The 21,386-nt window shown below is 67.7% G+C and carries 22 protein-coding genes and 2 tRNA genes; 15 read left to right on the top strand and 9 right to left on the bottom strand.

Annotation, left to right across the window (positions count from 1 at the left end):
- The first annotated feature begins 40 nt into the window (after window positions 1–40).
- The 3 genes from gmk (at window position 41) to LDO27_RS11785 (ending at window position 3,569) form a co-directional block, all read left to right on the top strand.
- Window positions 41–637 (top strand): guanylate kinase, encoded by a 597-nt coding sequence (gmk, locus tag LDO27_RS11795; RefSeq protein WP_377747209.1) that lies wholly within the window; start codon window positions 41–43, stop codon window positions 635–637.
- A gap of 80 nt (window positions 638–717) precedes the next feature.
- Window positions 718–921 carry a DNA-directed RNA polymerase subunit omega gene (rpoZ, locus tag LDO27_RS11790; RefSeq protein ID WP_222201556.1) on the top strand — a complete coding sequence of 68 codons (204 nt, stop codon included), beginning with the start codon at window positions 718–720 and terminating at the stop codon, window positions 919–921.
- A gap of 260 nt (window positions 922–1,181) precedes the next feature.
- A complete protein-coding gene (locus tag LDO27_RS11785) occupies window positions 1,182–3,569 on the top strand; it encodes a RelA/SpoT family protein (RefSeq protein WP_224042530.1) in 2,388 nt (795 codons plus the stop codon).
- Window positions 3,570–3,595: 26 nt separating this feature from the next.
- Here LDO27_RS11785 and greB read toward each other — a convergent pair whose 3' ends face one another.
- Window positions 3,596–4,165, bottom strand: a complete 570-nt coding sequence (gene greB, locus LDO27_RS11780; RefSeq protein WP_222201555.1) for a transcription elongation factor GreB — start codon at window positions 4,163–4,165, stop codon at window positions 3,596–3,598.
- Window positions 4,166–4,288: 123 nt separating this feature from the next.
- Between greB and LDO27_RS11775 the strand changes: the two genes are divergently transcribed.
- The 3 genes from LDO27_RS11775 (at window position 4,289) to LDO27_RS11765 (ending at window position 5,061) form a co-directional block, all read left to right on the top strand.
- Window positions 4,289–4,365, top strand: a tRNA-Arg gene (locus LDO27_RS11775).
- A gap of 201 nt (window positions 4,366–4,566) precedes the next feature.
- On the top strand, window positions 4,567–4,857 hold the full coding sequence (locus tag LDO27_RS11770; RefSeq protein WP_224041934.1) for a hypothetical protein: 291 nt from the start codon (window positions 4,567–4,569) through the stop codon (window positions 4,855–4,857).
- A 127-nt stretch (window positions 4,858–4,984) separates the two neighbouring features.
- Window positions 4,985–5,061, top strand: a tRNA-Met gene (locus LDO27_RS11765).
- Between the two features lie 116 nt (window positions 5,062–5,177).
- Here the strand turns inward: LDO27_RS11765 and LDO27_RS11760 are convergent.
- From LDO27_RS11760 to pdxR, 3 genes are all read right to left on the bottom strand, one after another.
- Window positions 5,178–5,450, bottom strand: a complete 273-nt coding sequence (locus LDO27_RS11760) for a hypothetical protein (protein WP_222201553.1) — start codon at window positions 5,448–5,450, stop codon at window positions 5,178–5,180.
- A gap of 42 nt (window positions 5,451–5,492) precedes the next feature.
- Entirely contained in the window at window positions 5,493–5,792 is a 300-nt protein-coding gene (locus tag LDO27_RS11755; protein WP_222201552.1) for a hypothetical protein, read from the bottom strand.
- Window positions 5,793–5,920: 128 nt separating this feature from the next.
- Entirely contained in the window at window positions 5,921–7,375 is a 1,455-nt protein-coding gene (gene pdxR / locus LDO27_RS11750) for a MocR-like pyridoxine biosynthesis transcription factor PdxR (protein WP_224041932.1), read from the bottom strand.
- Window positions 7,376–7,558: 183 nt separating this feature from the next.
- On the opposite strand from pdxR, the gene LDO27_RS11745 reads away from it, so the two are divergent.
- Window positions 7,559–8,011 carry a carboxymuconolactone decarboxylase family protein gene (locus tag LDO27_RS11745; RefSeq protein WP_222201550.1) on the top strand — a complete coding sequence of 151 codons (453 nt, stop codon included), beginning with the start codon at window positions 7,559–7,561 and terminating at the stop codon, window positions 8,009–8,011.
- A gap of 120 nt (window positions 8,012–8,131) precedes the next feature.
- A complete protein-coding gene (locus tag LDO27_RS11740; protein WP_222201549.1) occupies window positions 8,132–8,446 on the top strand; it encodes a hypothetical protein in 315 nt (104 codons plus the stop codon).
- Window positions 8,447–8,487: 41 nt separating this feature from the next.
- On the opposite strand, the gene LDO27_RS11735 is transcribed toward LDO27_RS11740, so the two are convergent.
- On the bottom strand, window positions 8,488–9,399 hold the full coding sequence (locus tag LDO27_RS11735) for a LysR family transcriptional regulator (RefSeq protein WP_224041930.1): 912 nt from the start codon (window positions 9,397–9,399) through the stop codon (window positions 8,488–8,490).
- 197 nt (window positions 9,400–9,596) lie between these two features.
- Here LDO27_RS11735 and LDO27_RS11730 point away from each other — a divergent pair, with 197 nt between their 5' ends.
- The 3 genes from LDO27_RS11730 to lpxO all read left to right on the top strand — a co-directional run bounded on the left by LDO27_RS11730 (window position 9,597) and on the right by lpxO (window position 11,765).
- Window positions 9,597–10,193 (top strand): NADPH-dependent F420 reductase, encoded by a 597-nt coding sequence (locus LDO27_RS11730; RefSeq protein WP_224041928.1) that lies wholly within the window; start codon window positions 9,597–9,599, stop codon window positions 10,191–10,193.
- Window positions 10,194–10,269: 76 nt separating this feature from the next.
- The gene (locus LDO27_RS11725) at window positions 10,270–10,704 is read left to right on the top strand and encodes a DoxX family protein (protein ID WP_290368821.1); all 435 of its coding nucleotides are present in this window, start codon (window positions 10,270–10,272) and stop codon (window positions 10,702–10,704) included.
- 158 nt (window positions 10,705–10,862) lie between these two features.
- Window positions 10,863–11,765, top strand: a complete 903-nt coding sequence (lpxO, locus tag LDO27_RS11720; RefSeq protein ID WP_224041926.1) for a lipid A hydroxylase LpxO — start codon at window positions 10,863–10,865, stop codon at window positions 11,763–11,765.
- A gap of 102 nt (window positions 11,766–11,867) precedes the next feature.
- On the opposite strand, the gene LDO27_RS11715 is transcribed toward lpxO, so the two are convergent.
- Together LDO27_RS11715 and LDO27_RS11710 are read right to left on the bottom strand one after the other, a co-directional pair.
- Complete coding sequence (locus LDO27_RS11715) at window positions 11,868–13,343, bottom strand: sensor domain-containing diguanylate cyclase (protein ID WP_224041924.1); 1,476 nt, start codon at window positions 13,341–13,343, stop codon at window positions 11,868–11,870.
- 221 nt (window positions 13,344–13,564) lie between these two features.
- Entirely contained in the window at window positions 13,565–15,004 is a 1,440-nt protein-coding gene (locus LDO27_RS11710; RefSeq protein ID WP_224041921.1) for an aminotransferase-like domain-containing protein, read from the bottom strand.
- Window positions 15,005–15,180: 176 nt separating this feature from the next.
- On the opposite strand from LDO27_RS11710, the gene LDO27_RS11705 reads away from it, so the two are divergent.
- From LDO27_RS11705 to LDO27_RS11695, 3 genes are all read left to right on the top strand, one after another.
- Window positions 15,181–15,615, top strand: coding sequence for a hypothetical protein (locus tag LDO27_RS11705; protein WP_224041919.1), 435 nt, complete (start codon window positions 15,181–15,183; stop codon window positions 15,613–15,615).
- Window positions 15,612–16,586, top strand: a complete 975-nt coding sequence (locus LDO27_RS11700; protein WP_222201541.1) for a threo-3-hydroxy-L-aspartate ammonia-lyase — start codon at window positions 15,612–15,614, stop codon at window positions 16,584–16,586. The genes LDO27_RS11705 and LDO27_RS11700 overlap by 4 nt, the downstream gene beginning before the upstream one ends.
- A gap of 114 nt (window positions 16,587–16,700) precedes the next feature.
- On the top strand, window positions 16,701–18,320 hold the full coding sequence (locus tag LDO27_RS11695) for an NAD(P)/FAD-dependent oxidoreductase (protein WP_224041917.1): 1,620 nt from the start codon (window positions 16,701–16,703) through the stop codon (window positions 18,318–18,320).
- Window positions 18,321–18,333: 13 nt separating this feature from the next.
- Here the strand turns inward: LDO27_RS11695 and LDO27_RS11690 are convergent, their stop codons facing one another.
- Window positions 18,334–19,602, bottom strand: coding sequence for a TIGR03862 family flavoprotein (locus tag LDO27_RS11690; protein WP_224041915.1), 1,269 nt, complete (start codon window positions 19,600–19,602; stop codon window positions 18,334–18,336).
- A 170-nt stretch (window positions 19,603–19,772) separates the two neighbouring features.
- Between LDO27_RS11690 and LDO27_RS11685 the strand changes: the two genes are divergently transcribed.
- Complete coding sequence (locus LDO27_RS11685) at window positions 19,773–20,357, top strand: DUF1415 domain-containing protein (RefSeq protein ID WP_224041913.1); 585 nt, start codon at window positions 19,773–19,775, stop codon at window positions 20,355–20,357.
- 27 nt (window positions 20,358–20,384) lie between these two features.
- Here LDO27_RS11685 and LDO27_RS11680 read toward each other — a convergent pair whose 3' ends face one another.
- Window positions 20,385–21,239: a class I SAM-dependent methyltransferase gene (locus LDO27_RS11680; RefSeq protein WP_224041911.1), complete on the bottom strand. Its 855-nt coding sequence runs from the start codon at window positions 21,237–21,239 to the stop codon at window positions 20,385–20,387.
- Window positions 21,240–21,386: the final 147 nt, after the last annotated feature.

The following is a 21,386-nucleotide window of genomic DNA, read 5'->3' as shown; positions in this document are numbered from 1 at the left end:
CCATATCGCCATCGATACCGCCTACCCCGGCAACCTGTTCATGGTGGTGGCCCCGTCCGGCGCGGGCAAATCCACGCTGGTCAATGCGCTGCTGGCGCAGGACCCGGCCATCCGCCTGTCGATCTCCCACACCACGCGCCAGCCGCGCCCGGGCGAGCAGAACGGCCGCGAATACCACTTCACCACGGTCGACGAGTTCCGCATCGCGCGCGATCGCGGGGACTTCCTCGAATGGGCCGAGGTGCATGGCAACTATTACGCGACCTCGCGCGTGTGGATCGAGAAACAGATGGAGCAGGGCAACGACGTGCTGCTGGAGATCGACTGGCAGGGCGCGCAGCAGGTGCACGAGCGCTTCTCCAACGCGGTCGAGATCTTCATCCTGCCGCCGTCGCTGACGGCGCTGGAGGAGCGCCTGCGCAAGCGCGGACAAGACGAGCCCAATGTCATCGTGCGCCGGCTGCTGGCCGCCGGCAGCGAAATGGCCCACGCTTCGGAGTCCGACTACGTCATCATCAACGAGGTGTTCGAGGAAGCGCTGGAGCAGTTGCGCAGCGTCGTGCGTGCGACCCGTCTGCGCTTTTCCTCGCAGAAGGCCCGGCACACCGATCTGTTCATCGAGCTGGGAATTCACTAGCCGGCCGGCTTGCCGGAAGGGTTGGCGCCGCGTGCTGTAAAATGCGGCGATCGCAAGGTTCTGTCCAAGGTAGATTTGATATGGCGCGTATTACCGTCGAAGATTGTCTGAAACACATCCCGAACCGCTTCGAGCTCGCGCTCGCCGCAACGTACCGGGCTCGCCAGCTGGCGCAAGGGCATACCCCGAAGGTCGAGGCCAAGGACAAGCCCACCGTGGTGGCGCTGCGCGAGATCGCCTCGGGCCAGGTCGGCATCGAGATGCTCAAGAAGGTACCGACCTGAGGGCCTGAGCTTCAGGCCACCAGCGGCTCCAGCTTTCCAGCAGCATCGGTTTTTACAGTCGCACACCACAGGCCGCTCCAATGCCTTCCTCGTCGTCGCAAACGCCTCTCGCTCCAGCCGGCGCGGCCAACGCGTCCGCACGGCCTGACACGGATGCGACCGGCGATGCGCACGAACACGGCGTGGCCGTAGCGCGCAAGCGCTCGAAGCCAGCCCACGGCGGCCACGCCAGCCATACCGCCCGCACGGGCGCGCCCAACATGCCGGACCCGCTCGGCGACAACGTGGTGGGTGAGCGTGCCGTGGTGCCTGCCAAGGCACGTGCCGGGGGACATCCGCCGGCACCGTCGGCGCCCGCCGCCGGCGGCACCGCCGCGCCGGCGCCCGCGGGCGAAGGCCTCTTCATCGACGCGGTACTCGCCCAGTCCTACCGCCATTTCTTCGGGCCGACCTCCCAGCCGGCCGTTCCGCCGCGGCAACAGGTCATCTCCATCGCCCCGCTGATGGAGAAGCTGAGCTACCTCAAGCCGGCCGACCAGGCCATCGTGCGCGAGGCCTTCCAGTTTTCCGACGAAGCGCATCTGGGACAGTATCGCCAGAGCGGCGAGCCCTACATCACGCATCCGGTCTCGGTGGCCGAACTGTGCGCCGACTGGAAGCTCGATGTGCAGTCGATCATGGCCGCGCTGCTGCACGACGTGATGGAAGACCAGGGCATCACCAAGAGCGAGCTGGCCGAGAAGTTCGGCCCCAAGGTGGCGGAACTGGTCGATGGGCTGACCAAGCTGGACAAGCTCGAATTCCAGAGCAAGGAACAGGCGCAGGCCGAGAGCTTCCGCAAGATGCTGCTGGCGATGGCGCGCGATGTGCGCGTGATCCTGGTCAAGCTGGCGGACCGCACGCACAACATGCGCACGCTCGATTTCGTCCCGCCGGAGAAGCGGCGGCGGATCGCACTGGAGACGATGGAGATCTACGCTCCCATCGCGCACCGCCTGGGCCTGAACACCACCTATCGCGAACTGCAGGAGCTGTCCTTCAAGGTTGGCTCGCCGTTCCGGTACGCCACGCTGGAGAAGGCGGTCAAGGCCGCGCGCGGCAACCGGCGCGAGGTGGTCAAGCGCATTCTCGAGGCGGCGCAGAAGGCGCTGGCCGATGCCGGCATCGTGGCCGAGCTGTCCGGCCGGGAGAAGACGCTGTACAGCATCTACCGCAAGATGCACGACAAGCAGCTGTCGTTTTCGCAGGTGCTGGACGTCTATGGCTTCCGCGTGGTGGTCGACACGCAGATGCACTGCTACATGGCGCTGGGCGCCCTGCACGGCTTCTACAAGCCGATGCCGGGCAAGTTCAAGGACTACATCGCCATTCCGAAGATCAACGGCTACCAGTCGCTGCATACGACGCTGGTGGGGCCGTTCGGCACGCCGGTGGAATTCCAGATCCGCACGCGCGAGATGCACCAGATCGCCGAGGCCGGCGTCGCGGCGCACTGGATGTACAAGCACCACGCCGACCAGATCAACGATATCCAGCAGCAGGCGCACCAGTGGCTGCAGTCGCTGCTCGACATCCAGAGCCAGACAGGCGATTCGCAGGAGTTCCTCGAGCACGTCAAGATCGACCTGTTCCCGGACGCCGTCTACGTCTTCACGCCCAAGGGCCATATCCGCGCGCTGCCGCGCGGCGCCACGGCGCTGGACTTCGCCTACGCGGTGCACAGCGATCTGGGCAACCAGTGCGTCGCGGTCAAGATCAACAACGAGCTGCTGCCGCTGCGCACCGAGCTCAAGAGCGGCGATATCGTCGAGGTGGTGACGGCGCCGTACTCCAAGCCCAACCCGGCGTGGCTCTCGTTCGTGCGCACCGGCAAGGCCCGTGCCGCGATCCGGCACTATCTGAAGACCACCAAGCTGGACGAAGCCATCCAGCTGGGCGAGCGCCTGCTGGAGCAGTCCACGCGACAGCTTGGCATCGAGATGAAGTCGGTGCCGCAGGTGGTGTGGGACCGCATGATCCAGTGGACCGGCAACAAGCAGCGCGAGGAAATCTTCGCCGACCTGGCGCTGGGCCGGCGCGTGCCCGCCGTGGTGGCGCGCCGCATGGAAATCGTGCTGGCGGAAATCTCCGGCGACGTGGATTCCGCGCTGATGGCCGCGGTGCAGACCTTCGCCGGCGAGGACGCGCCGGCGGTGCCGGTCACCGGCGACGAGGGCATGTCCATCGTGTTCTCGGCATGCTGCCGGCCGATCCCGGGCGACTCCATCGTCGGCTATCTCGGCAAGGGAGAAGGGCTGCAGATCCACGTGCAGGACTGCAAGATCGCCAAGCGCCTGCACAGCAAGGACCCGGAGCACTGGATCGACGTGATGTGGGCGCGCAAGACCACGCGCGCGTTCGATGTGTCGATCAAGGTGCTGGTGCGCAACGTGAAGGGCATCGTGGCGCGCGTCGCGGCCGACCTGACCGCGGCCGATGCCAACGTGGCCCACGTCGCGATGGAGCACCAGGACAGCGGCCCGCACGAGGCCACCTACATGCAGTTCGTCATCCAGGTCCAGGACCGTCTGCACCTGGCCAACGTGATGCGGGCACTGCGCCGCAACACGGACGTCATCCGCATCGTGCGCGACCGCAACGACGGCTGAAGCCCGCGGCTTCGGCCCGTCTGCGCTCAGGCCGCCGAGGCGCGGCGCGGGTATTTCACTTCGAGGATATCGATCTGCTCCACGCCATTGGGCGTGCGCAGCGGCACGGTATCGCCCTCGCGCGCCTTGATCAGCGCCTTGGCGATCGGCGAGATCCAGCTGACCCGATGCGCATCCAGGTCGACCTCGTCCATGCCGACGATGGTGATGGTGGTCTCCTCGCCCGCCTGGTTGGCGTAGGTCACCGTGGCACCGAAGAAGATCTGGTCGTTGTCTCCCTGCAGCGAGGCGTCGACGACCTCTGCCTTGTCCAGGCGCCGCGTCAGGAAGCGGATGCGCCGGTCGATCTCGCGCAGGCGCTTCTTGCCATAGAGGTAATCGCCGTTCTCCGAGCGGTCGCCGTTGGAGGCGGCCCACGACACGATCTGCACGATTTCCGGCCGCTCCACGTCGATCAGGTGCATCAGCTCGTCGCGCAGCCGTTGATAGCCCTCGGCGGTGATGTAGTTCTTGGTGCCGGCTGGCAGCGCGGTCGCGCCTTCGGGCAGGTCGTCCTCGTCGTCCTCGGTCGATTCCTTAACAAATGCCTTGCTCATGGTGCGGATCACTTCTGTTGGGCTGACATTATAGAAACATGGGCATCGGCAAGGCCAAAAGCAAAAATCTGCGCCGAGGGGGTTCCCATACTGAAAAATTTCGATATAATTTCGTTCTCGCGTGCGGCTGTAGCTCAGTTGGATAGAGTACTTGGCTACGAACCAAGGGGTCGTGGGTTCGAATCCTGCCAGCCGCGCCACCTATTAAAAGGGCTTCCGATTTCGGAAGCCCTTTTTCATTGGGCCCGCGTCATTGGCTCGCGGACGTCCCCGGGCAATCTCCGGTGGTCTCTCCTGTGGGACTCGCCACCATGGCCGCTGTTCCTTACGATCTCCTTTGCCTTGCGGCCGGGCGCGACTGCGCCTAGGCTGAAATGCATCAATCGGCTCAGGAGCTTGGCATGAATGGCAAGGACACCACGCAGGGCACTCCGCATCCTCAGGACGAATGGCGCGTGGAATCCTATCGCGGCCTCGACGTCTATGTGCTCGTGTCGGCGGTGCGGGGCGATGAGCAGCAGTGGGGCTACGAGGTGCGGATCGCCCAGGAGGGTGCGGATCCTTCCGATGCGGGCGATACCGAAGTGCTGTCCAGCGGCGAATATCGCTTTACCACGCGGCATGCGGCCGAGGTCGCCGCGTTCAATGCGGCCTATATGCAGGTCGACAAATTGCAGGGTCCGCAAACGTAGTAGCGGCCGTACATATCACGTTGTGATGTAGCGGGCGCGGTGCCGGCGATAGCGGGAAAAAGCGCGGCGCGCGGCCGAAAGGTCTTGCAATGGACGCGGGTATCGTCCATAATCCGTTCCCTTCAGACGCGGGGTGGAGCAGTCTGGCAGCTCGTCGGGCTCATAACCCGAAGGTCGCAGGTTCAAATCCTGCCCCCGCAACCAAATCAGGATGGACGCCACGTTCGTGGCGACATCGAGGCAGTCGCGATACCGGATCACCGATTCCGGGCATCGCGGCCTTCGCCGGCAGAGTTCCTGCCACGTCCCCAGCAACGATTTCAACTGCCTGCCGCGCCGGCCAGGCGGATTGCCTTGTCGAACGTGTCGCTGACTTCGGCTTGCCCTTCGCGCTGCGCCGCCGTGGCGCGATCGCGCAGGCGTGCAATCAGAACCTCGCGATTGCCGCCCCCTCCGCATTGCCGCACTGCCTCGCCCACCACCTGCCGCAGTTCCTCATCGACATCGGCGCCATCGAAGGCGCTGATGGAGAGAGCGGAGATGCGTTCGAGATGGAGGTTGACGAGTGCTTCGTCATGTTCGGGTTCTTGCATGTCGATCTCCCATCGGGCAATGGCGCGACCGGCCAGCGACAGCTAACGGTCGCGTCGAACGGAATGCGGCAACGGAATCGGTGAGGCTCGTCGTCGCGCTGGCTTGAGCGCTCGCTGCGGCCAGAGGATGTAGTTGGTATGCGGGTCCAGCGGCTTGCCGAAGTACGACACCCACACCTGTACGCCGTGTTCGGTCTCGGCGATGATCGCCGCCACGGCACGCGCCGCGACGGAAGGGGATTTGAGCAGTTCGGCGAGGGCTTCGACGCCCTGGACGATATGGTGCTTCACACCCTGGAACCATACGTACTGGCGCATGGCCGACAGCAAGAGCTTAGTCATGGACTAACCGGTCTCCATTGATAACGAGATGCGGTTCAGACCACAGCTTACACCCGGCGTTCAGCCTGTTTCGCGCAGACTTTCCTATCGGTTTCCCGAATCTCATGCCGACTCGCATGACAGTGTTGTCATCGTGGCGCCGCGGCGGCGGGCGCGAGTTCGGACAGCACGGTCGCCAGCCGGTCCAGGGCGGGATCGATATCGAGCAGGTCGATCGCGCCGAAGCCGAACAGCAGGCCGGCGCAGTGCGCGGGCGGCGCGGCGAAGAACGGATCCAGGGGCGCGAGGGCAAGGTCGAGCCGCCGGGCCAGGCCCAGCAGTTCTTCGGTGCGGATCGGCACGCGCAGCCTGGCGGCCTGGTGAAAGCCGACATGGCAGGGCACCGGCTCCAGCCACGGCAGCAGGTCGCCATGCAGGCGGCTCAGCAGACGGCTGCGGCGCTGCGCATGGCGCTGCTGCGACCGGCGGATGTGGCGCAGCAGATGGCCCTCGCGCAGGAACGTCGCCAGCGCGCGCTGTGTCAGCGTGACGGTATGCCAGTCCACCAGATGCTTGATCTTGCGTAGCGCCGGCATGAGCCAGGGCGGGGCGATCAGGTAGCCGCAGCGCAGGTTGGCGGTCAAGGTCTTGGAGAAGGTGCCGAGGTAGATCACGCGCTCGTGCCGGTCCAGGGTCTGCAGCGCGTCGACGGGATGGCCGCCGTAGCGGAATTCGCTGTCGTAGTCGTCCTCGACGATCAGCGTTTCGCGGCGCGCGGCCCAGTCGAGCAGCGCCAGCCGGCGCGCCAGGCTCATCGACATGCCCAACGGCGACTGGTGCGAAGGCGTGACGTAGACCAGCGCCGCCTCGGGCGGCAGCGCGTCGACCACGAGCCCTTCGCCGTCGACGGGCACCGGCACCACGCGCGCGCCCGCCGCCTGGAACAGCGCGCGCGCCATCGGGTAGCCGGGGTCCTCCATCGCCACCACGCTGCCTGGTGCGACCAGCAGCCGCACGGCGAGGTCGATGCCTTGCTGCGCGCCCGCGGTGACCATCAGCATATCCGGGGTACTCATCACGCCGCGGGTGTATGCCACATGCCGGGCGATGGCGGCGCGCAGCTCAGGGTCGCCGGCCGGGTCGGCCAGCGTCGTCATATGGCGGGGCGCATCGGCCAGTGCCGCGCGCACGCAGCGGGACCATTCCGCCAGCGGAAAGCGGGTCGGATCGGACTGGCCGGGTTGAAAGGCGAAGCGCGGGGTGCCTTCGCCTGGAGGCTGCAGGAACGGGGTCTGGGCATCCCGCCAGCGCAGCGCCTGCGCGGGCAGCGCGGGTGCGGGCGCCAGTCCCTTCGGCTTGTCGGCGAGGCCCGTGCCGACATAGGTGCCATCTCCCACCCGGGACTCCAGCCAGCCGTCCGCGGCCAGCCGCTCGTACACGGTCGTCACCGTCTTGCGCGCCACCCCTACCTGCTGCGCGAGCAGACGCGACGGTGGCATGCGGTCGCCGCCGCGCAGGCGCCCGGCCTGGATGGCCGCGCGGATCTGATGGACCAGTTGGCCGGTCACGTCGCGGCGCGAGTCGAGGGTCAGGTGCAATTCCATGAGGGGGACAAAGGAAGGGGGGCGTCGGATTGGTCTACCGTTTTGGCGGGAAATTGGCGGTGTACGGAGCCATTGCGCAAGCATATCGTAGACACATCGCGGCGGGCACCTCAGCACCTCAGTGCACCGGCCGCTGACCGCAACTTCCAATCACCCTGGATCACACCGGCAAGGAGCCAACTCATGGAACAACGACTCGACATCTACGCGACCGCGCCCGACGGCTACAAGGCAATGCTCGGCCTGGAGACCTATATCGCCCGCAGCGGGCTGGACCACACCATCGTGGAATTGGTGAAGATGCGCGCCTCGCAGATCAACGGCTGCGCCTTCTGCCTGGACATGCATTCGGCGGACGCGATCAAGCACGGCGAAAGCGCCCGCCGGCTGCACGTGCTGCCGGCCTGGCGCGAAGTGTCCTGGTTCAACGAGCGCGAGCGGGCGGCGCTGGCCTGGACCGAATCGCTGACGCTGGTGGCGCAGACGCAGGCCCCTGACGCCGACTACGAGGCGGTGCGCAAGGTGTTCTCCGACAAGGAGATCGCCGACCTGACGCTGCTGATCGTCACCATCAACGGCTGGAACCGCCTCAGCGTGGGCCTGCGCAAGCAGCCCCCCGCATTGAACGCGTCGTGAGCCCGGCGGCGTCCGGCAGCGCTCGCGCCGGGCGTTGGCCGCCGCATTGACACGGCATCGGCGTTCCTTTAGCTTGAATCCAGCCATCCGGCTCGCAGGATCCAGCCAGGGAGATTGCCGATGACCGAAGACATGCTGTTGCAACTGATGGTGGAAGTCGAGAAGGAAGACCCGATCGACTACGCCAATCTGCCGTTCGACGATGTCGCGCTGCGCGCGCTGGTGTGCCGCCTGCTGGCGCAGCGCTCGCGCGAGATGGAAGGCGCGGGCATGTCGGCCGACGCGGTGCTCGCCACCATGTGGGTATCGACGGCCAAGCTGCTGCTCGAGAACATGGTGCTCAACGCCCGGCTGCTGACCCTGCAGGGCATGCCAGAGGACGCGCGCGCGTTGATCGACCGGATCGCTCGCCGCTCGCGCGGCTCGGACGCCTAGGCCGCCAGCGGCACCACGCCGCGTTCGGCACGGCGGCGCCCTTACGCGGCCGACGCGCTGTCCGCCTGCGCGGCGAACCGCTCGATCAGCCACGCGGCCGCCGGTCCCGGCGGGGTGTCCGTCCGGTAGATCGCCTCGAACGAATAGATGCCGCCCTGGTAATCGGGCATGTCCAGCAACACCAGCCGCCCGGCGTCCAGATCCTCCTGGACCATCGGCAGTGGCATGTTTCCCCAGCCGATCCCTTCGCGTAGCAGCATGTGTTTCGACCCGAGGTCGGCCAGCCGCCAGGTGCGCGTCCCCAGCACCGCGAAATCCACGTTCGCCGTCAGGGGCGAGCGGTCCGACAAGACGAGCTGCACATGATTGCGGCCAGCGCCCGGCGCGTTGATGCCGGCGCGCGCCAGCGGATGGTCCGGGCTGGCCACGGGCCGCAACGCGACATTGCCGATGGCGATCCGTTCGATGCCGGCTGCGGGCGCGCCTACCGGTCCGCTGACGCCGAGCGTGGCGCCCCGGTTGAGCACCAGCTGGGTCACCGCCCCCAGCGCTTCCACATGCAGGTGCAGCAGCACGGTCGGGAATTGCTCCCGGAACGCCTTCAGCGCGTCGACCACGCGAGCCGTGGGCAGCATCACGTCCAGCACCACGTGCAGTTCCGCCTCCAAGCCCTGCAACAGGCCCCGCACCTTGGCGCGCAGGCCGTCGATGCCGCTGTAGATCGTGCGGGCCTCGGCAAGCACGGTGCGCCCGGCATCGGTCAATTGCGGCTTGCGGGTGGTCTTGCGGTCGAACAGCTCCACGCCGAGCTGGTTTTCGAGATTGGCGATGGTGTAGCTGACGACCGACGTGGCACGGCTTAGCTTGCGGGCTGCGGCGGCAAAACTGCCGACTTCGACGACGGTGAGGAATACCTTCAACTGGTCCAGCGTGGGCGTGCCCGGATTGGCCATCTTATCGATTTTCTCGAATGTATCGGACGATATTATCCCAGTTTTGCGAAAGCCAAGTCGCGTCTACAGTTCGTCCATCGGCTGCCGCGCTGCGGTGCAACGGGGCTGCCAAGGGTGGCGACGGGCTTACCAGCCCGGCGCCCATGGCGGACAACACAACGTTCAGCCGCCTCGGACTCTGAAAAGGACAAGACATCATGACTTACGCAATCATCGGTTCCGGCGCCATCGGCGAAGCACTTGCCAAGCAGTTCGCCCGCAAGGGCATCGACGTACTGGTTTCCAACAGCCGCGGCCCCGCGTCGCTGGCGGACCTGGCCCGGACGCTCGGGCCTTCCATCAAGCCGGTGCCGGTGGCCGAAGCGCTCGGCGCCGACGTGGTAATCCTCGCCGTGCCCTATCGCGCCATTGCCGATGCAGTCGGCCCGGCCGCCGGGTGGGATGGCCGCATCGTGGTGGACGCGACCAACGCCATCGACTTTCCCGCCTTCACGCCGTCGGACCTCGGCGGACGGCTGTCCTCCGAGCTCGTCGAAGACCTGCTGCCCGGCGCCCGGGTGGTCAAGGCCTTCAACACCCTGCCGGCCGCGGTGCTGGCCGCGGATCCGGAGCAGGGCGGCGGCGCCCGCGTGGTCTTCCTGTCCGGCAATCATGCGCAGGCCAACCGGGAGGTCGCCGCGCTGATCGGCCGTCTGGGCTTTGCCGCGATCGACCTGGGCAAGCTGGCGGAAGGCGGCCGCCTGCAGCAGTTCGGCGGCGCGCTCGTGGTCCACAACCTGGTCAAGCAGGCGTAAGGCCCGCTCGCTAGCCATTTCCCTGTTCATGACGCGGCCTGCCATGGTGGCGGCCGCCCGCAAAGGAGTTTTCGCCATGTCCCAAGCTACCCAAGTCGACGCTTCCACCCGCAACGTTGCGGGATCCACCGCGCAGGCCGCCACGGCCGTGCTGGGCCGCGTGATGCTCAGCGCCATCTTCCTGCTCTCGGGCGCCTCCAAGCTGGCCGCGCCGGCGGCGATGGTGGGCTATATCCAGTCGGTGGGGTTGCCGTTCCCTCAACTGGCGCTGGGCATCGCGATCGCGGTCGAGATCGCCGGCGGCCTCGCCTTGATCCTCGGATACCGGACGCGCGCCGTGGCCGCGGTACTGGCCGCATTCAGCGTCGCGACGGCGCTGGGTTTCCATGCCAACCTGGCCGACCAGAACCAGTTCATCCACTTCTTCAAGAACATCGCCATGGCCGGTGGCCTGCTGCAGGTGGTGGTGTTCGGCGCCGGCCGCTTCAGTCTCGACGCCCGCCGCGGCTGAGCCCGGGCGCCGTGCCAGCCGGCATTCCGCCGTGCGATATGCACGGCGTTTGCCGTTTCGGTAAACTACCGGCTTTCCCGCCCCCGGCGGCACGGCATGGCCTCATGCCGGCGTCCAGCGGCGGAAGCGCAGCCCAGGCTGTCCAGGAGGGTATTGGGGTGATCAAGTGGATTATCGTCGCGGCTTATCTGGGCGCGATTCTGTATGTGCATTTCCGCGGCAAGGTACGGCTGCGCATCTGGCGCCAGTTGCTGGACCATTCCGCGCTCGTGGCCCCGGTCAACTGCTTCATGTATGCGTTTTCCGGTGTGCCGCGCACGCCGTATATCCCGGTCGAACGCTTCCCCGATCTGCAGAAGCTGCAGGCCGCCTGGCCGGTGATCCGGGACGAGGGCCTGGCGCTGGCTGCCATGCGCAAGATCAAGGCGGCGGAAAAGAACGATGACGCCGGCTTCAATTCGTTCTTCAAGTACGGCTGGAAGCGCTTCTACCTGAAGTGGTACGAGGCGCACCATCCTTCGGCCGAGCAGCTGTGCCCGCGTACCGTGGCGCTGCTGCGCGAATTGCCCAGCGTGAAGGCGGCGATGTTCGCGGAGCTGCCGCCGGGCGGCAAGCTGAATCCGCACCGCGACCCGTTCGCTGGCTCGCTGCGCTACCACCTCGGCCTGGCCACGCCCAACGACGATCGCTGCTATATCGACGTGGACGGCGAGCGCCATAGCTGGCGCGACGGCCTCGGCGTGGTGTTCGACGAAACCTATCTGCACTGGGCGGAGAACAAGAGCGAGTCAAACCGGTTGATCCTGTTCTGCGATATCGAGCGGCCGATGCGCTACGGCTGGGCCGGCAAGATCAATCGCTGGCTGGGCCGCAAGGTGATGACGGCCGCCAGTTCGCCGAACGACGACGCGGACCAGACCGGCATGATCAACCGGCTGTTCCGCATCGTGTGGCTGGGCGGCCAGTACCGCCGTCGCTTCAAGGCCTGGAACCGGCAGGCGTACTACGTGGTGAAGTTCGGGCTGATCGTGGCCGGCGTGGGGCTGATCGTCTATCTGTAAGGCGTGCCGCGCCGCCACGGCGGTCGCTGCATGGACGCGACAAGGCCGGGATGCGCGAGCTCCCGGCCTTGTCGTTTGTTGCGTTCCAGCGTACCCGCGCGGCTACTTGCGCCGGCGGTCGCGTTCGAGCCGCTGGGCCTCGTAATAGGCGCGCTTGGCTTCGTACATGCGCGCATCCGCCAGCTTCACCGTGTCGCTCAGGCGGTCGCACTGGCTGCACGAGGCCCCGCCGATGGCGAAGTTCAGCGCCGCGCCGGGATAGAACTGGTTGTTCAGCTCCACCACCTGCTTGATCTGTTCGATCACCGTGGCGACGCCGCGCTCGTCGCTGCCGGGCAGCAGCACCATGAATTCGTCGCCGCCGACGCGGGCCACGCACACCTGGTCGCCCACGGCCTTCTTCAGCGCCTCGCCGGCGCGGCGCAGCAGCGCGTCGCCGTCGCCGTGCCCCAGCTGATCGTTGACCTGCTTGAGCCCGTTCAGGTCCATCGCGATGACGCCCACCGGCCACGGGCCCTTGCGGCCCAGGCGCGCCAGTTCGTCCTCGTAATACGCGCGGTTGTACAGCTTGGTCAGCACGTCGTGCTTGCCGAGAAATTCGACATACGCCTCGGCCTTCTTGCGCGCGGTGATGTCGGTCAGCGAAACCAGCACCTGGTCCCACTCGGCCTCGCGCCCCGGGAACACGGACCATTGCATGAAGACGTCCACCGCCCGGCCATCGAGCGCGTAGTTGACCACCTCGCGCTGCTGCCACAGCTTTTCGTTCCACAGGTCCACGAGCTGCTCGGCGAAATGGATGCGCATATCGTCGCGGAACACGTCGCCCAGGCGTGACAGCAGCACCTCCTTGGAAGGCGCGCCGAACATCAGCAGGGTTTGCTGGTTGACGTCCAGCACCCGGATTTCCTGCATGCAGCGCGAGACGAAGTCCTGATGCACGTTCAGGAAGGTGCGGAAGTCCGTGATGCCGGCCCCGCGCACCTCTTCCAGCAACAGCTTGACCGCGCTGAAGTCCTCGACCCAAAGCGACACCGGCGAATGCTCGAACAGGCCGAGCGCGTACTGCTCGCTGCGCCGGAGCTCGCGCTGGGCGCGCGCCCGCTGCGTGATGTCCTCGATCGAAATCAGCAGCCGTTCCCAGGTCTGTTCATGACCCGGCATCACGGTGGCCTTCAGCAGGATGTCGAGACGGTTGCCGTCCAGCGTGTAGTTGACGGTTTGCCCGCCGAAGCCGCCTTCGCCGTCCCACAGGCTGGCCAGCTCCTCCACGTGCTGCTCGAACATGTCGTCGCGGAACACGGCACCGAGGTTGGCGATCAGGTCGTCCAGGTCGTCGGCCCCGAACAGCTCGAGGGTGCGTTGGTTCACGTCCACCACGCGGATCAGCGAAGAGCAGTGCCGGACCACGTCCGGGTTCGCCCGCAGGTGCGCACGCAGGTCGCGGATGCCGTCGCGGTGCAGCGCTTCGAGGCACTGGCGCACGGCGCTGTAGTCCTCGAGCCATAGCGACACTGGCGCAAGGTCGAACAACGTCTGGTAGTCGTCGACGATGCGCGACGCGGCGGATGATCCCATCAAAACGATTTCTCCCGGTTTTCAAAGGCGCCGTTGAGGGGCGCCGGCATAGGCTGCGCGGTCTGTGCAGTTCCCGGCGGGCTGTTTGTGTTGCCGCCGTGCGGCGCCGGCGCCGCACGCAGCCGTAGGATAGGGCAGCGGCGCCACAAATGGGAGAGGGCCGACGCAAAACGCGCGCCCGCGGCGGGTTGGGAGATTGGCAGACTGTGCGCCCGGCAGGTTCAGCCGGCAAGCCGGCGCACCACCTCGGCCAGGCGGGCGAAGCCCTGTTCCAGCGTGCGCGAGCGGGGAATGCCGGTATTGATCCGCAGGCAGTGGTCGAAGCGGTTGGAGTTGGAGAACACCACGCCGGGCAGCACGCGGACCCCCGCTTCCAGTGCGCGGTCGAATACGGCCTCCGAGGGGATGCCTCCCGGCAATTCCACCCACAGGTGGACGCCGCCGCGCGGTGCGGACAGCCGCGTGCCGGCCGGAAAGCCGGCGGCAATGGTCTCCGCCGTCCATTCGCGCTGGTGGCGCAGCCGCACGCGCAGCCGCCGCAGATGGCGCTCGAACTCGCCGCTGGCCATGAACTCGGCCGCCGTCATCTGCGTCAGCACCTCGTTGGGGCGCGACTGGCTGAACTTGAGCATTTCCACCCGCGCCTGCCACTTGCCCGCCGTCATCCAGCCAAGCCGCATGCCGGGCGCCATGATCTTGTGCAGGGACGCGCAGTGGATGACGTTGCCGGAGCGATCCCAGCTCTTGGCCGCGGCGAGCGGCGTGTCGTCGTCGCTCAGCGCGGAAAAGCAGTCATCCTCGATCAGCGCTACGCCGGTGGCCTCGCACCACTGCACCAGGCGGGCCTTGTGCTCGTCCGGCATGATGCTGCCCTGCGGGTTCTGCAGGTTGGGAACGACCACCACGGCCCGGATGTTGTCGTAGGTCTGCGCGGCCAGCTCCAGCGCCTCCAGCGAGATGCCGGTATGCGGGCTGGTGGGGATCTCCAGCGCCCGCATGCCCAGGCTTTCCAGGATCTGCAGCAGGCCATAGTAGGTGGGCGACTCCACGGCGATCACGTCGCCCGGCACCGCGACGGCGCGCAGGGCCAGGTTGAGCGCCTCGGTGCAGCCATGGGTGACGAGAATCTCCTCGGGCGCGACCGCGATGCGCGACAGCAGCGCATGCCGCGCGAGCACGGCGCGGAAGGCCGCATGGCCGCCCGGCTCGGCCGGGCAGCCGAACAGCGCCGGATGCTGGCGCAGGGCCCGCGTCGCCGCGTGGCGCAAAGGCTCGGTGGGATACAGCTCGGGCGCCCCGCAGGCCGCCGCGAGGTTGACCTCCACGGGGTGCCGGCCGGTGGCGACGATGGCGGAGATGCGGGCGTGGATGCCTACATACTGGGCGGGATCGGGCAGCGCGGCCGGGGGTTCCTCGATGAGCGCCGCACGGCTGCGGGCCGAGGCCGGCTGCCGCACGAAGTAGCCGGCACGCGGGCGCGCCTCCAGCCAGCCTTCGGCCTCCATGCGCCGGCATGCCTGCAGCGCGGTCGACAGGCTGACGCTGTGCAGCTCCATCAGCGTGCGCACCGACGGCATGCGATCGCCGGGCACCAGGGTGCCGACCTCGATGGCCCGCTGGTAGTGGCTGGCCAGCTTGCGGTAGAGCGGGGCGGATTCCATGCGGCATGATCGCGCGCCCGGGCGGCACGCAACAGATACAGAAAGGGTGGCGCTGTATCGTAACAGAGCGATTCCGGCATCTCTGTTATCGACGCCGGCGCCCGGGCCTGTGCCTGTACCGGCAAACGGCGCGTGGCTACGCTGGAGGCCTCTTTGTTCCGCAGCCGGAGGCCGCCATGCCCGACCCATTCACCCCGGACGCCGCCCCGCCGGCGCACGGCCCGCAAGTTCATCGCCTGCGTCGCGGCGAGGTACTGGAATGCTATGCGCGGCGCGGCGCCCGGCTCTATGTCGCGGACGGCGAGTTGCTGCTGGCGGCGGCGCCCAGCCTGCTGGCGGGCGAAGTCCATTGCCTGCGAACGACCGTGCCCGCGGGGCACTGCCATCGGATCGGCGACCCCGGCCGGATCGCGCTGCGGGCGGCCCGGGCGACCACGTTTCTGTGGCTCGCGCCCGCCGAGGCCTCCGCTGCGGAGCGAATCAAGGGCATACTTTCGGCCTGGCTGCGCGCGTGGCGCCGCCGGCCCGTGTGTCCCTCCCCGGGCACGACGCCCGCCCCGCCCCCGCAAGCCCCACGATCCCCCCAAGCAATCCAAGGAGCAAACACATGACCAACCTGGCAATCTCGTTCAGCGATGTGGTGGCGGCGCACCGGCGCCTGAGCGGTGTGGCGCACCACACGCCGGTGCTGACCTCGGCCACCGCGGACGAGATGACCGGCGCGCGTCTGCACTTCAAGTGCGAGAACTTCCAGCGCATGGGCGCGTTCAAGTTCCGCGGCGGCTACAACGCCATCGCCCAGCTCACGCCCCAGCAGCAGGCCGCCGGCGTGGTGGCGTTCTCGTCCGGCAACCATGCCCAGGCCATCGCGCTGTCCGCCAAGCTGTTCGGCGTGCGCGCGGTGATCGTGATGCCCAAGGACGCGCCGGCCGCCAAGGTCGCGGCCACGCGCGGCTATGGCGGCGAGGTGGTGCTGTACGACCGCTATACCGAGGACCGCCAGGAGATCTCGCAGGCGCTGGCGCGCGACCAGGGCCTGACCATGATTCCGCCCTACGACCACGCGCACGTGATGGCCGGGCAGGGCACCGCGGCCAAGGAACTGATCGAGCAGGCCGGCCCGCTGGACGTGCTGATCACCCCGCTGGGCGGCGGCGGCCTGCTGTCCGGCTGCGCGGTGGCGGCCAAGGCGATGAACCCGAACTGCAAGGTCTACGGGGTCGAGCCGGAGGCCGGCAACGACGCGCAGCGCAGCCTGCGCGAAGGGCGGATCGTCCATATCGACACGCCCAGCACCATCGCCGACGGTGCCCAGACCCAGCACCTGGGCGAACTGACGTTTCCCGTGCTGCGCGAGCTGGTGGACGGCGTGGTCACGGTCAGCGACGCCGAACTGATCGAGCAGATGCGCTTCTTCGCCGCGCGCATGAAGATGGTGGTGGAGCCGACCGGCTGCCTGGCAGCCGCGGCCGCCATGACGGGCAAGGTCGATGTGCGGGGCAAGCGCGTGGGGGTCATCGTCTCCGGCGGCAACGTGGATCTGGCGCGCTTCGCCACGCTGCTGGGCCAGCAGCAGGCGTAGGCGGCAGCGCGGGGCCGGGGCGGACGGGAAACGCTATAGAATTGCGGTCCCGGCCCGCCCGGATCGTGCCGTGCCGATCCGCGGGGGCGCCGGTTCCAGATTCCCCAGGTTCCCATGCTACGTCTCAGTGAAGTCAAACTCCCCCTCGACCATACCGAACAGGATCTCGACGCCGTCGTGCGCTCGCGCCTGGCGGAAATCGGCGTCAAGGCGGAGGATCTCGTGCGCTATACGGTGTTCCGCCGCGCGCACGATGCCCGCAAGCGTTCCGATATCAAGCTGACCTATATCCTCGATATCGAGGTCAGGGACGAGGCCGCCGCCCGCAAGCGCATGGCGGGCAAGCCGAACTGGGGCCCGACGCCGGACATGGCGTACCGCTTCGTCGCGCAGGCTCCGCAGGGGCAGGCGGTGCGGCCGGTGGTGATCGGCATGGGACCGTGCGGCCTGCTGGCCGGCCTGCTTCTCGCACAGATGGGTTTTCGCCCGATCATCCTGGAGCGCGGCAAGGAAGTGCGCGAGCGCACCAAGGACACGTTCGGCCTGTGGCGCAAGAGCGTGCTCAATCCCGAGTCGAACGTGCAGTTCGGCGAAGGCGGCGCGGGCACCTTCTCCGACGGCAAGCTCTACAGCCAGATCAAGGACCCGAAGCACTACGGCCGCAAGGTGCTGGACGAGTTCGTCAAGGCCGGCGCGCCGGACGACATCCTCTACAAGGCGCGCCCGCATATCGGCACCTTCCGGCTGGTCAGCATGGTCGAGAAGATGCGCGCCGAGATCTTCGCGCTCGGCGGCGAGGTGCGCTTCGGCACGCGCGTCGACGACATCGATATCGACCAGGGGAAGGTGCGCGGCCTGAAGCTGTCCAACGGCGACTACCTGCCCTGCGAGCACGTGATTCTCGCGGTGGGGCACAGCGCGCGCGATACCTTCGAGATGCTGCACCAGCGGGGCGTCTTCATGGAGGCCAAGCCGTTCTCGCTGGGCTTTCGCATCGAACATCCGCAGGGCATGATCAACCGCAGCCGCTTCGGCAAGTTCGCCGGCAACAAGCTGCTGGGCGCGGCGGACTACAAGGTGGTCCATCACTGCAACAACGGGCGTACCGTGTACAGCTTCTGCATGTGCCCGGGCGGCACCGTGGTCGCGGCGGCATCCGAGCCGGGTCGCGTGGTGACCAACGGCATGAGCCAGTACAAGCGCGCCGAGCGCAATGCCAACTCGGGGATCGTGGTGGGCATCACGCCGGAAGACTATCCGGGCGGACCGCTGGCCGGCATCGCCTTCCAGCGCCACTGGGAGGAGCGGGCCTTCGAGCTGGGCGGGCGCAACTACTGCGCGCCGGGCCAGCTGGTGGGGGACTTCATCGCCGGCCGGCCGTCGACCTCGCTCGGTACGGTCGAGCCCTCGTACAAGCCGGGGGTGACGCCCACCGACCTGAGCACCTCGCTGCCCGACTACGTGATCGAGGCGATCCGCGAGGCGCTGCCGCAGCTGGAGCGCCAGGTGCCGGGCTTTGCCATGGACGACGCGGTGCTGACGGGCGTGGAGACGCGCACCTCGTCGCCGCTGCGCATCCGCCGCAAGGACGACTACCAGAGCATCAATGTCGAGGGCCTTTACCCGGCGGGAGAGGGCGCCGGCTATGCCGGCGGCATCTATTCGGCGGCGATCGACGGCATCGAGGTGGCCGAGGCCGTCGCGCTGAGCATCGTCAACGGCAAGCCGGCCTGAGGACGGCGGAGTTTCAGCCCCGCGCCAGCCACTGCGCCGCGCCCCGGCCCGCGGCCAGGCCGCTGGCGAAGCAGGCGGTGAGCAGATAGCCGCCGGTGGGCGCTTCCCAGTCCAGCATCTCGCCGGCGCAGAACACGCCGGGCATGGCCGACAGCATCAGTCGCGAATCCATGGCGTCGAACGTCACGCCGCCCGCGCTGCTGATCACTTCATCGATGGGCCGCGGCCGCGCCAGCCGCAGCGGCAGGGCCTTGATCGCGGCGGCAAGCCGTGCCGGTTCCTGCACGGCCTCCTTGGCCAGGCACTCGCGCAGCAACCCCGCCTTTACCCCCGCGATGCCCAGCCGGCTCTGCAGATGGCTCGACAGCGAGCGCGCGCCACGCGGGCGGGTAACGTCGGCGGCCACGCGCGCGGCGTCCATGTCCGGCGCCAGGTCCAGCACGATGGTTCCCTCTTGCCCGGCATCGAGCAGATCGCGCATCGGCGCGGACAGCGCATACACGAGGCTGCCCTCGATGCCGCTTTCCGTCACCACGAACTCGCCCTGGCGATAGTGCGCGTTGCCGTCGGCATCGGTCAGCCCGATGGCCACGGTCTTGACCGGCTGCCCCGCGAACCGTGCGCGGAAATGCTCGCTCCATGCCACATCGAAGCCGCAGTTCGCCGGACGCAGCGGTGCGACCTCCACGCCGCGCGCTGCCAGCAGCGGCACCCACGCACCGTCCGATCCGAGCCGGGCCCAGCTGCCGCCGCCCAGGGCGAGCACGATCGCGTCGGCCGCGACCCGGCGCTCGCCGTCCGGCGTGGCGAAGCGCAGCGCCGGCACGCTGCCAGGGGTATCGGCGTCATCCCAGCCGATCCAGCGATGCCGCATATGCAGGCGCACGCCGGACTCGCGCAGCCGGTGCAGCCACGCGCGCAGCATCGGCGCGGCCTTCATGTCGGTGGGAAAGACGCGGCCGGAGCTGCCGACGAAGGTGTCGATGCCCAGGCCATGCACCCAGGCGCGCAGCGCCGCCGCGTCGAAACGTTCGAGCAGCGGCGCAAGCTGCGCGGCGCGCTTGCCATAGCGGCCGACAAAGCGCTCGGCGGGCTCCGAGTGCGTGAGATTCATGCCGCCCTTGCCCGCCATCAGGAACTTGCGGCCGACCGACGGCATGGCGTCGTAGACATCGACGGCGATGCCCGCGCCGGCCAACGCCTCGGCCGCCATCAGGCCGGCCGGGCCGCCGCCGATGACGGCGACGGTGGGGGGCGAGGCAGGGCTGGGGGAAAGCGGCATGGGAAGAGGATGTGTCGGGTGACGAAGCGCGCGACGCGCGCGCGATCAGCGGCGGATTATAAGGCGGGGCGCGGCCCGGGTCCGGGCGGGCTGCGAGACGGGACGGCGCGGGAAGTAGAATGCTGCATTGTTTCAACGCCGCTCCGGCGCCTCGACCGCGCCGCCTTTCCATGTCGCCAGCCCCTTCCACGCAAGCCTCCAACGACGCCGTGATCGCCGCCACACGGCACTGGCTGACCCGCGCGGTGATCGGGCTGAATCTGTGCCCCTTCGCCAAGAGCGTGCATGTCAAAGACCAGGTGCGTTACGCCGTGTGCGAGGCGCGCGACGCCGAGGGTGTGCTGGAACAGCTCGAGAGCGAATTGCGGACGCTGGCCGAGGCCGACCCCGCGCAGATCGACACCACGCTGCTGATCGTGCCGCATGCCCTGGCCGACTTCGCCGAATACAACGATGTGCTGTACCTCGCCGAGCGCCTGCTGCAGAGCCTGCGGCTGGAAGGCACACTGCAGATCGCCAGCTTCCATCCGGACTACCAGTTCAGCGGCAGCGACGCCGACGATATCGAGAACTACACCAACCGCGCGCCGTATCCGATCCTGCATCTGCTGCGCGAGGACAGCATCGCGCGGGCCGTGGAGGCGTTTCCGGATGCCGCGGACATCTACGAGCGCAACGCGGAGACGATGCGCCGCCTAGGCCATGAGGGCTGGCGCCGGTGGATGCGCGAGGAAGACGAGAGCGGGGGCGGATGAGCGGGCCAAGCCCGGTCGTGGCCGCCCTCACGGGGTGGTGAAGAAGCGCTCCCGCATTTCCGCCAGGCCCAGCGTCTCCAGCACGTTGTCGAGCCGCTCCGCCGGCCGGCGCCGCGGCAGGTCCTTGTACTGCGCCACGATCAGCTCGTTCTTCATCGAATGCTCCCAGCCCACCAGTTCGGTGACGGTGACCTGGTAGCCGTGCGCTTCGAGCTGCAGGCAGCGCAGCACGTTGGTCACCTGGCTGCCGAACTCGCGGGTATGGATGGGATGGCGCCAGATCTCGGTCAGCGGATTCGCCAGCGCCTTCGATTTGTTCCGCCGCAGCACGCCGGCCACCTCGGCCTGGCAGCAGGGCACCACGACGATATGGCGGGCCTTCTTCTCGAGCGCGAAGCGGATGGCGTCGTCGGTGGCGGTGTCGCAGGCGTGCAGCGCGGTGACGATGTCCACCGTCGCGGGCAACCGGTCCGACACGATGGAGTCGGCCACCGACAGGTTCAGGAAGGACATGCCCTTGAAGCCGAGCCGCTGTGCGAGCTCGCCCGATGACTTGACCAGCGCCTCGCGGGTCTCGATGCCATAGATGTGCGAGCCGTCGGCCAGGTCCTGCTGTTCCTGCTGTTCCTGCTGCGCCTTGAAAAACAGGTCGTACAGGATGAAGCCAAGGTAAGACTTGCCGGCGCCATGGTCGACCAATGTGACCGCGCCGCGCTCGCGCATGACGTCCTGCAGCAGCGGCTCGATGAACTGGTACAGGTGGTAGACCTGCTTGAGCTTGCGGCGGCTGTCCTGGTTCATCTTGCCGTCGCGCGTGAGGATGTGCAGCGCCTTGAGCAGTTCGATGGATTGGCCGGGACGGATTTCGTGGTGGTCGGACATGATGGCAGTTTGCGGCGGGGCAGCAGCAGGAAGGCGGGAGGGCCGGGGCCCGGCGCGAAGGCCAGGCCTGCGCGATGAGGCCGACAGTTTACCGAATTCCCGCACGGCCCGACTGCGCCCATGCCGTCCGTGCGTTCGGTCACGTTG

The sequence above is a fragment of the Cupriavidus respiraculi genome (assembly GCF_914271545.1).
Taxonomy (GTDB): Bacteria; Pseudomonadota; Gammaproteobacteria; order Burkholderiales; family Burkholderiaceae; genus Cupriavidus; species Cupriavidus respiraculi.
The sequence above is the reverse complement of the archived record's forward strand: the minus strand, read 5'-3'. Positions and strand labels throughout refer to the sequence as shown.

What these genes read in the sequence shown, in the direction of transcription:
- gmk (WP_377747209.1), top strand. Translation starts at nt 41, where the DNA reads ATGGTGGTGGCCCCGTCCGGCGCGGGCAAATCCACGCTGGTCAATGCG.
- rpoZ (WP_222201556.1), top strand. Translation starts at nt 718, where the DNA reads ATGGCGCGTATTACCGTCGAAGATTGTCTGAAACACATCCCGAACCGC.
- LDO27_RS11785 (WP_224042530.1), top strand. Translation starts at nt 1,182, where the DNA reads ATGCCGGACCCGCTCGGCGACAACGTGGTGGGTGAGCGTGCCGTGGTG.
- greB (WP_222201555.1), bottom strand. Translation starts at nt 4,165, where the DNA reads ATGAGCAAGGCATTTGTTAAGGAATCGACCGAGGACGACGAGGACGAC.
- LDO27_RS11770 (WP_224041934.1), top strand. Translation starts at nt 4,567, where the DNA reads ATGAATGGCAAGGACACCACGCAGGGCACTCCGCATCCTCAGGACGAA.
- LDO27_RS11760 (WP_222201553.1), bottom strand. Translation starts at nt 5,450, where the DNA reads ATGCAAGAACCCGAACATGACGAAGCACTCGTCAACCTCCATCTCGAA.
- LDO27_RS11755 (WP_222201552.1), bottom strand. Translation starts at nt 5,792, where the DNA reads ATGACTAAGCTCTTGCTGTCGGCCATGCGCCAGTACGTATGGTTCCAG.
- pdxR (WP_224041932.1), bottom strand. Translation starts at nt 7,375, where the DNA reads ATGGAATTGCACCTGACCCTCGACTCGCGCCGCGACGTGACCGGCCAA.
- LDO27_RS11745 (WP_222201550.1), top strand. Translation starts at nt 7,559, where the DNA reads ATGGAACAACGACTCGACATCTACGCGACCGCGCCCGACGGCTACAAG.
- LDO27_RS11740 (WP_222201549.1), top strand. Translation starts at nt 8,132, where the DNA reads ATGACCGAAGACATGCTGTTGCAACTGATGGTGGAAGTCGAGAAGGAA.
- LDO27_RS11735 (WP_224041930.1), bottom strand. Translation starts at nt 9,399, where the DNA reads ATGGCCAATCCGGGCACGCCCACGCTGGACCAGTTGAAGGTATTCCTC.
- LDO27_RS11730 (WP_224041928.1), top strand. Translation starts at nt 9,597, where the DNA reads ATGACTTACGCAATCATCGGTTCCGGCGCCATCGGCGAAGCACTTGCC.
- LDO27_RS11725 (WP_290368821.1), top strand. Translation starts at nt 10,270, where the DNA reads ATGTCCCAAGCTACCCAAGTCGACGCTTCCACCCGCAACGTTGCGGGA.
- LDO27_RS11715 (WP_224041924.1), bottom strand. Translation starts at nt 13,343, where the DNA reads ATGGGATCATCCGCCGCGTCGCGCATCGTCGACGACTACCAGACGTTG.
- LDO27_RS11710 (WP_224041921.1), bottom strand. Translation starts at nt 15,004, where the DNA reads ATGGAATCCGCCCCGCTCTACCGCAAGCTGGCCAGCCACTACCAGCGG.
- LDO27_RS11705 (WP_224041919.1), top strand. Translation starts at nt 15,181, where the DNA reads ATGCCCGACCCATTCACCCCGGACGCCGCCCCGCCGGCGCACGGCCCG.
- LDO27_RS11700 (WP_222201541.1), top strand. Translation starts at nt 15,612, where the DNA reads ATGACCAACCTGGCAATCTCGTTCAGCGATGTGGTGGCGGCGCACCGG.
- LDO27_RS11695 (WP_224041917.1), top strand. Translation starts at nt 16,701, where the DNA reads ATGCTACGTCTCAGTGAAGTCAAACTCCCCCTCGACCATACCGAACAG.
- LDO27_RS11690 (WP_224041915.1), bottom strand. Translation starts at nt 19,602, where the DNA reads ATGCCGCTTTCCCCCAGCCCTGCCTCGCCCCCCACCGTCGCCGTCATC.
- LDO27_RS11685 (WP_224041913.1), top strand. Translation starts at nt 19,773, where the DNA reads ATGTCGCCAGCCCCTTCCACGCAAGCCTCCAACGACGCCGTGATCGCC.
- LDO27_RS11680 (WP_224041911.1), bottom strand. Translation starts at nt 21,239, where the DNA reads ATGTCCGACCACCACGAAATCCGTCCCGGCCAATCCATCGAACTGCTC.